Genomic DNA, 13,727 nt, shown 5'->3' with positions numbered 1-13,727 from the left:
AATTTATTTTATAATCATCTCTTATTTCTTAAACGAGTTGGTAATTTTACCTGAATTCCTTTAATTGTAACTACTTATTTATTGGCATAACACAAATATGAGTATTACCTTACAACCAATTGCTACTATTTATACGCCCTATAGTGAAAAATTTTCTGTTCCAAGACAACCTGAACTAGCACCGCACGGTAAAGGTATTTTGCAATTACTTCCTCCTTATAATGTGCCGGAAGCTGTTCGTGGCATTGAGCAATTTTCACATTTATGGTTGATTTTCCAATTTGATCGCATTACCACTGATAAATGGTCACCAACTGTACGTCCACCTCGCTTAGGTGGTAATGAACGCATTGGTGTTTTTGCTTCTCGATCAACACATCGCCCAAATTCGCTTGGTTTATCCAAAGTAAAATTGGAGCGAGTTGAGATTCACGCACAACACATTTTATTACATTTAGGCAGTGTTGATTTAGTTAATGGCACACCGATTTTTGATATTAAGCCTTATATTGCCTATGCTGATAGCCAACCTGATGCTGATTCTGGCTTTGCCCAACAAAAGCCAACTCCCCAATTACAAGTTGAATTTACTTCTTTAGCTCAACAGCAATTAACTGTATTTAGTGTCATTTACCCCGATTTATTGCCATTAATCCAAGAGGTTTTACAACAAGATCCACGTCCGGCATATCAACGCAAACAACTTTCCGAACGGATATATGGAATGACGCTTTGGGACATTAATGTGCAATGGCGAATGAAAAGTAAAAATCTGGTTGAAGTGTTAAACTTAAATAAAAAATAATTACATAAAAATGGGGAGATTTTGATCTACCCATTACTTTGTTATTTTTGACTACAAACTGCAATAAAGTGCATTTTGTTTTGTGGATCATTAAAAAAACTGAACATTTTCTTGAAAGTTTCCCGATTTTCAGAACGCAATGCATTGCGCACAAGTTTTAATGTTCCCAGTACCCCTTCGTCATAGAGCATTCCTTTAGGTGATAACAATGTCATCTCACCAGAATAGGTATCAACATTGCTAAAACCAGCTTGCTTAAAGAGATCTTTCCATCCCTCTTTAGTTAATGGTGTAATGCTGACATTAATCACCTCACGCAAAGTTGCTAAAATTTGAGCCTCATTGTGTTCCAACAACATTACATCGTGAGTTAATAAAAAACCACCCGGTTTTAATACTCGGAAATATTCCGTTACCGCTTTACGTTTTGCTTCTAACGGCAACATTGTTAACATTGCTTCATTAATTACAATATCGAATGAATTATCTGCAAACGGCAATTTCATTGCATTGGCACGCTGTACGTGAATTAAATCATCCAATTTTGCTTCACTAATATTCTTTTGTGCCTTTGCTAACGCCTGCTCATCCAAATCCACACCTTCAATATGACAACCGAACCGCTCAGCTATACCTATTGCTGTCGTCCCCATATTGCAGGCGACCTCCAACACTTTTTTATCTTTATTGAAATCACCGTTTGCAATTAGCCAATCTGTCCCTTTTCTACCACCCGGACGTAAACGCGTTTTGCCTAAACGAGCTAAAAAATTATGCCCAATTTCATCTTTTTTCATTTTCTTTCGCCTTATAAAACTTATCTAGTTCCATAAACAACAATAGTTTTACCATGTGCAGAAATCAAGCCTTGGTCTTCCAGCATTTTTAAAATTCTACCTACCGTTTCACGAGAACAACCAACCATTTGTCCAATTTCCTGGCGAGTAATTTTAATCTGCATCCCTTCCGGATGTGTCATTGCATCCGGCATTCTCGCTAAATGCAATAATGTTTGTGCGATACGACCAGTAACATCAAGAAAAGCCAAATTACTCACCTGCTTTGAAGTGTTTTGCAAGCGACGTGCTAATTGCGAGGTCAAATACATCAAAATTTCAGGATTAACCTGAATCAGTTGACGAAACTTTTTATAAGAAATTTCAGCCACTTCGCAGGTTGTTTTCGCTTTAACCCACGCACTGCGCACTTTTACATCTTCAAATAGACCAAGCTCACCAAAAAAATCTCCTTGGCTCAAATAAGACAAAATCATCTCTTTGCCTTCATCATCTTTGACTGAAACCGCAATAGAACCTTTAATTAAATAATAGAGCGTTTCAGCTTTTTCACCAGCATTAATTAAGGTGCTTTTCGCTGGATATTTATGAATATGACAATGTGATAAAAACCACTCCAACGTAGGATCCGTTGTTGTTTCTTCTTGTTGTACTTCTATTTCTTCTTTCATATCCATACTGCCACCAACACCTATACAAATTACTAAAATGACAAAATTATAATGTTATAGCATATTTCATTTATGCTGTGTTAAAAATTCCCGTTTCAATTTCAAATCAAGCGTTTGATGCAGTTCAGACCAAACAATCACCACTTCCCCCGACTTAATCTGTTTTAGCAAACGAGCTTCTTTTTCTGCTAGCGTCAACTCTCTTGCGCCATAATCCGTACCTTCACGTAAAATAAAACTCTGCGTAATATTATGCAGTGCCGTTTCACTTAATTGTTGCCAAGGAATAATCATAATTAATCAAAAATCGATTCAACTAACTTCCACTGCGTTTCAAAATCCTGACTTGACAAATGCCTAAAGTTAGAACGCACATAACGCATAAACTGCCCCTCACATAATAATACCAAATAACCGGCAATAGCACGTTCATCCATTTTAAAACCTCTGCCCTCACGCAATTTTCGCATTTGTAATACATTAACTAATTGCAATTCTAAACGATCAAAAAAAGTCGCCACTCGCATTTGCAACGATTTATCTTCAAACATCAATGCATGCCCAGTTAAAATCCGAGTTAATCCCGGATTTTTCTGAGCAAAGGTCAACACCATTTGCAAAATATCGTGTACTCGTAATTTAGTATCCGTCTGCATTTTCATTGATTGTGTAATTCTCTGTAACAGTACTGTTTCAATCTGTTCAATCAATGCTTCAAAAATTTTTGTTTTGCTCGGAAAATAACGATATAACGCCGCTTCCGATACACCAACCGCTTCTGCTAATTTTGCCGTAGTAATCCGTTCCATTCCTTGATCTGAATGCAGTAAATGCGTCACAATCGCTAATACTTGCTGGCGACGTGCTTCTATAGAACGTTTTTCAACCTTTTTCTTCGGTTTATTTTCCTGTATGACCAAATCCACCGCTGCCTCTTTCTGTCTGCTCAAAATCAATCACAATGTTAAATTCAGCTTGTACAACAGGCACAAACACAAGCTGTGCAATACGATCTCCAACTTCTATCGTAAAAGGTTGTTGACTCCGATTCCACGCAGAGATCATTAACGGCCCTTGGTAATCTGAGTCAATTAACCCAACCAAATTCCCCAATACAATGCCGTGCTTATGTCCTAATCCGGAACGAGGTAAAATCACCGCCGCTAAATTTGGATCTCCGATATAAATGGACAATCCGGTCGGAATTAACTGTGTTTCACCAGGTTGTAACACAATTTTTTCTTGAGCCAAAGCTCGTAAATCAAGACCAGCAGCTCCTTCAGTAGCATAAGTCGGTAACGGAAATTCATTGCCCAAACGGCTATCAAGAATCTTAACATCAATTTTCTTCATTATTTTTCTTCTCTGCTTGATAAAGTTGCATAATATGTTGTACTAGCTGTTGTGCCAATTCGCTTTTATGGGCTAGCGACAACGATAAACTACCTTGTCGCCAGAAAAGTTGCAATGCATTATTATCACTGCTAAAACCTTGCCCAGCGATTGAAACATCATTAGCACAAATTAAATCTAAATTTTTACACACCAATTTATCTTTTGCATAATTTTCAACATCTTGCGTTTCTGCGGCAAAACCAACCGTAAATGGACGTTGCTGTTTAAGATGACCAACATCAGCAATAATATCTGGATTTTTCACCAATTTTAGTATCAATTCTTCGTCCGATTTTTTAATTTTTTGCGTAGCAATTTCAGCTACACGATAATCCGCAACAGCTGCACAACCGATAAAAATATCATTCAACACTGCTGCCTGCATTGATTTCTGCCACATTTCTACCGCTGTTTTTATCCAAACTACATTCACGCCATTCGGCGCAGCCAAATTCACTGGCCCACTGATTAATGTCACTTCTGCACCTTGTTTGGCAAAAGCTTCAGCAATCGCATACCCCATTTTCCCAGAACTATAATTGGAAATATAACGCACCGGATCAATCGGCTCTTGAGTTGGGCCGGCAGTAATCACTACTTTGATCCCTTGCAACGGTTGCTCAGTGAAAAACTGCTGTGCTAATACTTCAACAATTTTCTGTGGTTCAGACATCCTGCCTGCACCAACGTCACCACACGCCTGCACACCACTGTCCGGTCCAATAATCAACACACCACGCTGCCGTAAACTATGCAAATGTTGTTGAAGAACTGCTTGTGCATACATCTGTTGATTCATTGCAGGTGCAATCGCAATTGGTACTGCGGTCGCTAAACAGAGCGTTGTTAACAGATCATTTGCTAACCCCAAATTAAAACGGGCAATAAAATCCGCCGTTGCTGGAGCAATCACAACATAATCTGCCCATTTTGCCAGTTCAATATGCCCCATCGCTAATTCTGCTTGCGGATCAAACAATGAATGTGACACTGGATTAGTAGAAATCGCTTGTAATGTCAGTGGAGAAACAAAATGAGTAGCGGCATCGGTCAATACTACACGAACTTCCGCCCCCTGTTTACGCAATAAACGAATCAACTCAATAGCTTTATATGCTGCAATACCTCCAGTAATGCCAAGTAAAATTCGTTTATGTTGAAGAGATGAATTCATTAATTGAACGCCTTAGAACATCAAAATGAAAGATACATCATTTTACTGAATATTTGTCACCCTGCCAAATTAAGCACCGCCTATTTTCACTGAAAAATTTTATATTTTCCGATCCTGATCGTAAAAATGGAATCTTGTCACAATTATCAATATGCGAATGATTAAAATAACACTATTTGCAATAAATGAGATACAAGCAATGACAAGGTTAATGCCACGTGAAAAACTTTTACAACAAGGCGCCGATAAATTAAGCGATCAAGAATTATTAGCTATTTTTTTACGCACCGGTTTTAAAAACTGTTCAGTTATGACATTGGCTGAAAACAGCCTACATCATTTCGGATCTCTACGAGAATTATTAGCTGCTTCAAAAGAAAATTTCTGTGAAGTCAAAGGGCTAGGTATAACACAATACATTCAGTTACAAGCTTGTATTGAAATGACGAAACGCTATCTGACACAAGAAATAAAACAACAACCCCTTTTCAATAATATCGAGTTTGCCAAACTTTATATGCAGACAGAATTATCCAATCAACAAAGGGAGCTTTTTATGGTTCTTTTTCTAGACAATCAACATTATTTAATTGAACAGGAAACCTTATTCCAAGGAACCATTAACAGTACACAAGTACATCCACGAGAAATTATTAAATCAGCCTTAAAATATAATGCTGCTGCCATTATTTTGGCTCATAATCATCCTTCTGGCATTACTACGCCTAGTAAAGAAGATATTGCTGTTACCGAACAGATCCAACAGGCGTGCAAACTGATTGATGTCAGAGTATTGGATCATTTAATTATTGGCAAAAACCAGGTTTTCTCTTTTTGTGAAAAAGGCTTAATCGATTTTCGATAAAAGAATCATTCTATGAACAAAATTCAACATTCCGAGCAAGAAAAAATCCGGCAAATGCCGGATTTTGTGGTAATAAATGACTCATCTTTAGCTTAAAAGATGGTTAATACGTTTAATAAATGCGGTTGGATTATCCAAAGTACCGCGTTCCGCTAACATAGCTTGATCCAACAATAACTCAATCCACTCAGCGAATTGCTGCTCATCCGCAATATCTGCCACTTTTTTCACTAAATGATGTTCCGGATTAAGCTCAAATGTATATTTCACTTCCGGCATTTTTTGTCCCGCAGCGGCAAATAATTTCGCCATTTGGGTAGTCATTTGATCGTTATCAGTCGATACAATCGCCGGAGTTTCGCTCAAACGATGAGTTAAACGTACGTCTTTTACTCGATCACCTAACAACTTTTTCACGCGTTCAATAAAAGAAGCAAAAGTTTGTTCTTCTTCTTTTTGCTTACTTTCTTCTTCTTTATCTGCTAAATCACCTAAATCTAAATCTGATTTAGTAATGGTTTGTAGCGGTTTACCATCAAATTCAGTTAAATAGCTTAACATCCATTCATCAATGCGATCAGAAAGCAACAACACTTCAATGCCTTTCTTATTAAAGATTTCCAAGTGTGGACTATTTTTCGCTGCTGTATAACTATCAGCCGTGATGTAATAAATCGCTTTTTGCCCCTCTTTCATTCGTGCAACATAGTCAGTTAACGATACTGTCTGTTCACTGCTATCATTATGTGTTGAAGCAAAACGTAACAACTTCGCAATCTCTTCTTTATTTGCCGGCTCTTCTGCCGGACCTTCTTTCAAGACTAAACCAAATTCTTGCCAAAACTGTTGATATTTGCTTTTATCCTCATCTTTCGCCAATTTTTCCAACATTCCTAACGCACGTTTGGTTAATGCTTTACGCAATGCTGCGGTTACTTTATTATCTTGCAAAATTTCTCGCGATACATTTAACGGCAAATCATTAGAATCAATTAACCCTTTGATAAACCGCAAATAATTCGGCATAAACTGTTCCGCATCATCCATAATAAAGACACGTTGTACATACAGTTTCAAGCCGTGTTTTTGTTCACGATTAAAGAGATCCCAAGGCGCTTTCGCCGGCAAATAAAGCAAGCTGGTATATTCCTGTTTTCCTTCAACTTTATTATGAGCCCATAACATTGGGTCGGCAAAATCGTGGCTTAAATGTTTATAAAATTCCTTATATTCGTCATCACTGATTTCTGATTTTGAACGTGTCCAAAGTGCTTGGGCTTTATTGATTTTTTCCCATTTAACACCTGTTTCTTTACCTTCATCATCATATTCTTTTGTTAAAATTTCTACTGGTAAACCAATATGATCAGAATATTTTCCAATGATTTCGCGTAAACGCCACTCATTCAAAAACTCTTTTTCATCTTCACGCAAATGTAAGGTAATCTCTGTACCCCGATCCTTCTTCTCAATATCGGCAACAGTAAATTCTCCTTCTCCTGCTGATTCCCAAAGTACGCCTTTGTCTGCACTTTCACCAGCAGCACGTGTTTTCACGGTTACTTTATCAGCAACAATAAATGCAGAATAAAAACCAACCCCGAACTGTCCAATTAATTGACTGTCTTTCGCTTGTTCCGCCCCTAATGCGGATAAAAACTCTTTTGTACCTGATTTAGCAATTGTACCCAAATGTTCAATTGCTTGTTCACGCGTCATTCCGATGCCGTTATCACTGATGGTTAACGTACCTTTATCAGCATCCACGCTGATACGCACTTTTAGATCACCATCACCTTCATAAAGCTCTGGAGCAGAAAGTGCTTTAAAACGTAATTTATCCGCCGCATCCGATGCATTAGAAATTAATTCACGCAAAAAAATCTCTTTATTGGAATAAAGTGAATGGATCATTAATTGCAGAAGTTGTTTTACTTCTGATTGGAAACCTCTCGTTTCTTGATTAGTACTCATATTTTTTTCCTCATTAATCAAAAAAGACAAAAATATCTTTTCATTAAAATTGCTTACGATGGCAAAAAATAGGTATAAAAACCGATTTTTCAAGGTTTGGAGGTATAAAAAATGCAATCTATCAAGATCGCATTTGGGAGAAATTAAAAAAGCTCAATTAGAAAGTATATCTTAAACCAGCTTTCATTCCGTATTGTTTAAGTTTTACATCATCTTCCTTACCAAGGATATTATATTCTGCCGCAACATCCACTGCTAAATTCGGCATTAAATCATAAGAGGCACCAACTACTGCACCATAACCCAATTTTGTAGAGCTTTCACTTGCATCTTTTTCTACTTGATTATAAGTCCCACCATTATTCTGTTTGTATACAGAACTACTTGACGATTTCACTTTATTACTTGCTACGCGAACACCAACATATGGCTTGATATTAGATTGTAAATCGATGTCATACAACGCAGAAAAACCGACACCATGAATTTTAAACTCATCCTTACCCTCAGTATATCCATCCGCGTCGTACAATCTATAATGATCATTAATATTGCCATAATGGGAATAGTCCAATGCCAAACGAATATCACCTAATTTATAACCTATCGCCACACTAGGTGTAGCTTTACTTTTATTAAGATTTCCATCTTCTAAACCGGATGTCTTAATCTTGGAATAACCCAAATTACCTTGTACATACCATTCTGCTTGAGCTGTTGAAGCTAAAACTAACGTACCAAGTGCTACAACCAATAATTTTTTCATTTTTGCCTCCATTTGATGTTTCAGTTGCCCTCTCTTTCACTGCCACGACAACCAATAATAACAGTTAAGAAAGAGTAACGAAGTGTAACTGCTTTTTGCACTTTTTACAAAAATATTGTATGCCTTGCTGCTGAATTTTTTGATGACGGCGTGCCGTCAAATGGTGCGTTTGACAAGCACATTGATAAGGAAAAGTTTGCCCCTGAACACTTTTTATCTCAAATTGATGTCTGGTTTCTGCTGGTACACCAAACACATTTTGCATCACATCCTGCCACTCCCTACCGTGCGGTTTCACTCTTCCAAATTGTTGATAAACCAATAAATGCGCCAATTCGTGTGGCACAACTTGCTCAATAAAACGTTGGCCATTTTCCAATAATAAAATCGGATTTAAACGGATTTCCCACTGCTGTAAATAAGCCACTCCTGCTTTTACACCACGCAATTTATAACTAATATTCGGTCGCACAAAGCTACAATTAAAGTGGCTTTCAGCCAATAACAAACATTGTGTTAATTTACAGTTTACTTGAAGATTAAGGTGTCGAAGTTGTTGTTTTTGTTGCTGTTCCATTATCACCTTTTCATTCTTGTTAAAAAGTGAATGATATTAATCTATCCCCTATCTTTTTCAACAATAATAATGTGCTTTCTTTTATATTCAATTTTTTGCATATATTTTTTATTTTCCTCTTGAAACAATTTAAAACGTACCCATTTTATCTCCCGTGAATGACGAAACATCGTCTAGGAGGATTATATGAATTTTGAAAAATTAACAACCAAATTCCAACAGGCATTGGCTGAAGCACAATCTTTAGCATTAGGCAAAGATCAGCAATATATTGAGCCAGTGCATTTAATGAGCGCATTATTGAATCAAGAAGGTGGTTCCGTTGCGCCGTTGCTTACTGCTTCCGGTGTTAATGTTGCTCAATTACGCCAAGCAATTAGCCAAGAGATCGATCGTTTACCTCAAGTTTCGGGTAACGGTGGTGATGTCCAGCTTTCGCCGGCATTAGCCAGAATGTTGAATTTATGTGATAAATTTGCGCAACAACGCAATGATAAATTTATCTCATCTGAACTTTTCGTATTAGCCGCTTTGGAAAGTTCCGACAAACTAAGTGATGTATTGAAGAAAAGCGGTTTAACCAGACAAAATTTATTAGCGAGTATTGATAAAATGCGTGGTGGCGAAAACGTCAATGATGCCGGTGCGGAAGAAACCCGTCAGGCATTACAAAAATATACTATTGATTTAACCGCAAGGGCAGAAAGCGGTAAATTGGATCCGGTTATCGGTCGTGATGATGAAATCCGCCGTACCATCCAGGTGTTGCAACGTCGTACCAAAAATAATCCGGTGTTAATCGGTGAACCAGGGGTTGGTAAGACTGCTATCGTTGAAGGTTTGGCACAACGTATCGTTAATGGGGAAGTACCTGAAGGATTACGACATAAACGTGTACTCTCTTTGGATATGGGAGCATTAATTGCTGGTGCAAAATATCGTGGTGAATTTGAGGAACGCTTAAAAGCAGTACTAAATGAAATCGCAAAAGAAGAAGGTCGAATTATCCTATTTATTGATGAAATTCACACTATGGTCGGTGCTGGTAAAACAGACGGTGCAATGGATGCCGGTAACTTGTTGAAACCATCATTGGCACGTGGTGAATTACACTGCGTCGGTGCGACAACATTGGATGAATATCGTCAATATATTGAAAAAGATGCAGCATTAGAACGCCGTTTCCAAAAAGTGTTGGTTGATGAACCAAGCGTGGAAGATACCATCGCCATCTTGCGTGGTTTGAAAGAGCGTTATGAAATTCACCACCACGTACAAATTACCGACCCGGCGATTGTAGCGGCAGCAACACTTTCTCATCGTTATATTTCGGATCGTCAGCTTCCGGATAAAGCGATTGACTTAATTGATGAAGCGGCTTCAAGCATTCGTATGGAAATCGATTCAAAACCACAACCATTAGATAAATTGGAACGCCGTATTATTCAATTAAAACTTGAACAACAAGCGTTACAAAAAGAAGAAGACGATGCTAGCCGTAAACGCCTTGAAATGTTGGAAAAAGAGTTGGCAGAAAAAGAGAAAGAGTACTCTGAACTTGAAGAGGTTTGGAAGAGCGAAAAAGCAGCACTTTCCGGCGCACAACATATCAAAGCGGAATTGGATAATGCCAAAACTAAAATGGAACAGGCTTATCGTGCCGGTGATATTGCGAAGATGTCTGAATTGAAATACAGCACCATTCCGGCGTTGGAAAAACAATTAGAACAGGCTGAAAGTGCAGAAGGCAAGGAAATGAGCCTATTGCGTTACCGTGTTACCGACGAAGAAATTGCTGAAGTGCTTTCTCGTGCAACCGGTATTCCTGTAGCCAAAATGATGGAAGGTGAAAAAGAAAAATTATTGAGAATGGAAGAAGAGTTACACAAACGTGTTATCGGACAAAATGAAGCGGTTGAAGCAGTAGCAAACGCAATTCGTCGTAGCCGTGCCGGATTATCCGATCCGAATCGTCCAATTGGTTCATTCCTATTCTTAGGACCAACTGGTGTTGGTAAAACCGAATTGTGTAAAACTTTGGCTAACTTCTTGTTCGACAGTGAAGATGCAATGGTCAGAATCGATATGTCAGAATTTATGGAAAAACATTCTGTTTCTCGTTTGGTCGGTGCGCCTCCGGGATATGTCGGTTATGAAGAAGGCGGTTACTTAACCGAAGCGGTTCGTCGTCGTCCATATTCTGTCGTTTTACTTGATGAAGTGGAAAAAGCACACCGTGATGTTTTCAACATTTTATTGCAAGTGCTTGATGACGGACGTTTAACTGATGGTCAAGGTCGTACAGTTGATTTTCGCAACACTGTGGTAATTATGACTTCCAACTTGGGTTCAGATTTAATTCAATCTCAGGCTGGTGATCTTAGTTATGGCGAAATGAAGGAATTAGTGATGTCTGTGGTTGGACAACATTTCCGTCCGGAATTTATCAACCGTATTGACGAAACTGTGGTCTTCCACCCACTTGCCAAAGAAAACATTCGTGCGATTGCGTCAATTCAATTACAACGTTTGATCAATCGTATGAAAGAACGTGGTTACTTGTTGCATTTCAGCGAACAAGCATTGGATTACTTAGGTCAAGTCGGTTACGACCCGGTTTACGGCGCAAGACCATTAAAACGTGCAATCCAAAATATTGTGGAAAACCCACTTGCCCAACAAATCTTATCAGGTGAACTATTGCCAGATAAGACTATTGAAATCAACTTTGTTGATGGAAAAATGGAAGCTAAACAATAATACATAAATCCCTCCTTTTAACCGCTATCCGCAAGATAGCGGTCTGAGTCCGATCAAAGATCGGACTTTTATTTTCTATGAATCGTGTCAAAGTTGCCCAGGCTCACTTACTGAAATCACTATATCCTACTCACCCACAAAGTTGTCTTGATATTTGCAAATACCAGCGTGTTGCTAGCTAGCATCTTCGTAACATATGAAGCTGAAGACCACTTCGATCATTTACGATTGGTTGAATACGTTAAGATACGCCAGCAGTTGGAAATTTTTTTGAATTAAGTCTGTTATGCTAAAAAAGTGCAAGCTTGGGCGGTGGCGGAAATTTATGATGGAACACACCAAACACCTAATTATAAAAAGTCAGGGATAATGCTTTTAAGTGTTGAAAATATTGAAACTATGATTTCTGATAAGTTTATATCAGAAGATGACTTTAAGAGAGAGTTTAAAACATATCCTACTCGCGGTGATGTTTTAATGACAAGAATAGGTGATATAGGAACAACTAATATAGTCAATACAAATCAAAAACTTGCTTATTATGTAAGTCTAGCTTTACTAAAGTCTAAATTAGTTTTATCTGAATATCTAAAGCCATTAATAGAAAGCGATCTAATTCAAAAAGAACTTTGGAAAAGAACGCTACACGTTGCACTTCCTAAAAAAATCAATAAAGGTGAAATTGAAGAAATTCCTATTATTCACCCACCCTACCCGAACAACAAAAAATCGGTGCACTTTTCAGACGGCTAGATCGGCTCATTACTCTTCATAAGAGTAAGTTATTAGAAAAATATAATAAAAATAATACAAAATTCTTGCAAAATGTAACTCATCAACAAAGTGTTCTTAAATTGTGTTGTATAACTTTTAACCCAATAATAGAGAGGACATCATTATGCAATTAACTAATCAAGAACTTTTTCACCGCTATTTCAAACGTTGGATCAGTATTTATAAAGAAGGTGCGATCCGCCCCGTAACCCTCGCTAAATACCAAATGAGCCATACTTGGTTGATTCGCCTCGCTCCCAAATTACGGCTGTGCGATCTCAACCGCATTAGCTATCAACAACTGCTCAATGACTACGCCAACAACCACGAACGCCAAACCGTGATGGATTTTCACCATCAAATCAAAGGGGCTATTTTAGATGCTGTAGATGAGGGGTTAATTATTCGGGATCCTACCCGTAAGGCGATTATTAAAGGTAAAATCCCGCGTGAGAAAAAGCCTAAATATTTAAGCCAATACGAACTACAAACCCTGATCCATCAGCTTAATTTAAATGAAAAACTCAGTTTTGATTGGCTTATTTTGTTAATTGCTAAAACTGGATTACGTTTTTCTGAGGCTCTTGCGGTTACGCCAAAAGATTTTGATTTTGCACGGCAAACACTGACCATCAATAAAACTTGGGATTATAAAAATGAAGGTGGATTTTTACCCACTAAAAATCGCTCTTCCATTCGCAAGGTTCAGTTGGATTGGCAAACCATCATTCAATTTGCACAATTAATTCGCCATTGTCCGGAAAATATTCCGATTTTTCTGCCTAACTACGAAAAAGTTTATAACTCTACAATTAATGATCTCATTGAACGTTATTGTAAAAAAGCAGCGATTCCGATTATTACGGTACACGGATTACGCCACACCCACGCTTCACTACTGCTTTTTGCCGGCGTTTCTATCGCCAGTGTGGCAAGACGATTAGGACACGCCAGCATCACTACCACACAAAAAACCTATCTGCACATTATTCACGAGTTGGAAAATAAAGATGTGGATTTGGTGATGCGATCACTGTCGAGTTTGAATATAGGATAAATGCAAAGTTAATCAAAATATTTTTAATAATTAAATCATCAACTTTTGCTGCAAGGAGAATGTATTTAATATGGAAGAGGTATAACCCCTTCCAAACCAAAATAATTCATAG

The 13,727-nt window shown here is 37.9% G+C and carries 14 protein-coding genes; 5 read left to right on the top strand and 9 right to left on the bottom strand.

The annotated features are described in order from the left end of the window. Positions 1-97 precede the first annotated feature (97 nt). Complete coding sequence (gene tsaA / locus JP36_RS07170) at positions 98-805, top strand: tRNA (N6-threonylcarbamoyladenosine(37)-N6)-methyltransferase TrmO (protein ID WP_039133400.1); 708 nt, start codon at positions 98-100, stop codon at positions 803-805. Positions 806-846: 41 nt separating this feature from the next. On the opposite strand, the gene JP36_RS07165 is transcribed toward tsaA, so the two are convergent. Genes JP36_RS07165 through coaBC form a run of 6 tightly spaced genes read right to left on the bottom strand, consistent with a single transcriptional unit; the run spans position 847 to position 4,842 of the window. Then, positions 847-1,602 (bottom strand): class I SAM-dependent methyltransferase, encoded by a 756-nt coding sequence (locus JP36_RS07165; RefSeq protein ID WP_039173449.1) that lies wholly within the window; start codon positions 1,600-1,602, stop codon positions 847-849. 20 nt (positions 1,603-1,622) lie between these two features. Next, positions 1,623-2,279 carry a cAMP-activated global transcriptional regulator CRP gene (crp, locus tag JP36_RS07160; RefSeq protein WP_156106928.1) on the bottom strand — a complete coding sequence of 219 codons (657 nt, stop codon included), beginning with the start codon at positions 2,277-2,279 and terminating at the stop codon, positions 1,623-1,625. Positions 2,280-2,339: 60 nt separating this feature from the next. Next, positions 2,340-2,567 (bottom strand): YheU family protein, encoded by a 228-nt coding sequence (locus tag JP36_RS07155; protein ID WP_039133405.1) that lies wholly within the window; start codon positions 2,565-2,567, stop codon positions 2,340-2,342. Positions 2,568-2,569: 2 nt separating this feature from the next. Continuing rightward, positions 2,570-3,199, bottom strand: a complete 630-nt coding sequence (slmA, locus tag JP36_RS07150; RefSeq protein ID WP_039133408.1) for a nucleoid occlusion factor SlmA — start codon at positions 3,197-3,199, stop codon at positions 2,570-2,572. Further along, positions 3,174-3,626, bottom strand: coding sequence for a dUTP diphosphatase (gene dut, locus JP36_RS07145; protein WP_039133411.1), 453 nt, complete (start codon positions 3,624-3,626; stop codon positions 3,174-3,176). Before dut ends, slmA begins: the two co-directional genes overlap by 26 nt. Further along, complete coding sequence (gene coaBC, locus JP36_RS07140) at positions 3,613-4,842, bottom strand: bifunctional phosphopantothenoylcysteine decarboxylase/phosphopantothenate--cysteine ligase CoaBC (RefSeq protein WP_039173446.1); 1,230 nt, start codon at positions 4,840-4,842, stop codon at positions 3,613-3,615. Before coaBC ends, dut begins: the two co-directional genes overlap by 14 nt. Positions 4,843-5,041: 199 nt before the next feature. Between coaBC and radC the strand changes: the two genes are divergently transcribed. Next, positions 5,042-5,707, top strand: a complete 666-nt coding sequence (gene radC / locus JP36_RS07135) for a RadC family protein (RefSeq protein WP_039133416.1) — start codon at positions 5,042-5,044, stop codon at positions 5,705-5,707. Positions 5,708-5,794: 87 nt separating this feature from the next. On the opposite strand, the gene htpG is transcribed toward radC, so the two are convergent. From htpG to JP36_RS07120, 3 genes are all read right to left on the bottom strand, one after another. Continuing rightward, a complete protein-coding gene (gene htpG, locus JP36_RS07130) occupies positions 5,795-7,681 on the bottom strand; it encodes a molecular chaperone HtpG (RefSeq protein WP_039173443.1) in 1,887 nt (628 codons plus the stop codon). A gap of 157 nt (positions 7,682-7,838) precedes the next feature. Further along, positions 7,839-8,459 (bottom strand): opacity family porin, encoded by a 621-nt coding sequence (locus JP36_RS07125; protein ID WP_234702167.1) that lies wholly within the window; start codon positions 8,457-8,459, stop codon positions 7,839-7,841. Positions 8,460-8,511: 52 nt separating this feature from the next. Then, complete coding sequence (locus tag JP36_RS07120) at positions 8,512-9,024, bottom strand: SprT family zinc-dependent metalloprotease (RefSeq protein WP_039133425.1); 513 nt, start codon at positions 9,022-9,024, stop codon at positions 8,512-8,514. 186 nt (positions 9,025-9,210) lie between these two features. Here JP36_RS07120 and clpB point away from each other — a divergent pair, with 186 nt between their 5' ends. From clpB to JP36_RS07105, 3 genes are all read left to right on the top strand, one after another. After that, entirely contained in the window at positions 9,211-11,784 is a 2,574-nt protein-coding gene (gene clpB, locus JP36_RS07115; RefSeq protein ID WP_039173439.1) for an ATP-dependent chaperone ClpB, read from the top strand. A gap of 297 nt (positions 11,785-12,081) precedes the next feature. Continuing rightward, complete coding sequence (locus tag JP36_RS07110; protein WP_052119461.1) at positions 12,082-12,537, top strand: hypothetical protein; 456 nt, start codon at positions 12,082-12,084, stop codon at positions 12,535-12,537. Between the two features lie 145 nt (positions 12,538-12,682). Continuing rightward, the gene (locus tag JP36_RS07105) at positions 12,683-13,615 is read left to right on the top strand and encodes a site-specific integrase (protein WP_039173436.1); all 933 of its coding nucleotides are present in this window, start codon (positions 12,683-12,685) and stop codon (positions 13,613-13,615) included. Positions 13,616-13,727 lie beyond the last annotated feature (112 nt).

The sequence above is a fragment of the Gallibacterium genomosp. 1 genome (assembly GCF_000771875.1).
Taxonomy (GTDB): domain Bacteria; phylum Pseudomonadota; class Gammaproteobacteria; order Enterobacterales; family Pasteurellaceae; genus Gallibacterium.
This window is presented reverse-complemented; position numbering and strand designations above follow the sequence as displayed.

What these genes read in the sequence shown, in the direction of transcription:
- tsaA (WP_039133400.1), top strand. Translation starts at nt 98, where the DNA reads ATGAGTATTACCTTACAACCAATTGCTACTATTTATACGCCCTATAGT.
- JP36_RS07165 (WP_039173449.1), bottom strand. Translation starts at nt 1,602, where the DNA reads ATGAAAAAAGATGAAATTGGGCATAATTTTTTAGCTCGTTTAGGCAAA.
- crp (WP_156106928.1), bottom strand. Translation starts at nt 2,279, where the DNA reads ATGGATATGAAAGAAGAAATAGAAGTACAACAAGAAGAAACAACAACG.
- JP36_RS07155 (WP_039133405.1), bottom strand. Translation starts at nt 2,567, where the DNA reads ATGATTATTCCTTGGCAACAATTAAGTGAAACGGCACTGCATAATATT.
- dut (WP_039133411.1), bottom strand. Translation starts at nt 3,626, where the DNA reads ATGAAGAAAATTGATGTTAAGATTCTTGATAGCCGTTTGGGCAATGAA.
- coaBC (WP_039173446.1), bottom strand. Translation starts at nt 4,842, where the DNA reads ATGAATTCATCTCTTCAACATAAACGAATTTTACTTGGCATTACTGGA.
- radC (WP_039133416.1), top strand. Translation starts at nt 5,042, where the DNA reads ATGACAAGGTTAATGCCACGTGAAAAACTTTTACAACAAGGCGCCGAT.
- htpG (WP_039173443.1), bottom strand. Translation starts at nt 7,681, where the DNA reads ATGAGTACTAATCAAGAAACGAGAGGTTTCCAATCAGAAGTAAAACAA.
- JP36_RS07125 (WP_234702167.1), bottom strand. Translation starts at nt 8,459, where the DNA reads ATGGAGGCAAAAATGAAAAAATTATTGGTTGTAGCACTTGGTACGTTA.
- JP36_RS07120 (WP_039133425.1), bottom strand. Translation starts at nt 9,024, where the DNA reads ATGGAACAGCAACAAAAACAACAACTTCGACACCTTAATCTTCAAGTA.
- clpB (WP_039173439.1), top strand. Translation starts at nt 9,211, where the DNA reads ATGAATTTTGAAAAATTAACAACCAAATTCCAACAGGCATTGGCTGAA.
- JP36_RS07105 (WP_039173436.1), top strand. Translation starts at nt 12,683, where the DNA reads ATGCAATTAACTAATCAAGAACTTTTTCACCGCTATTTCAAACGTTGG.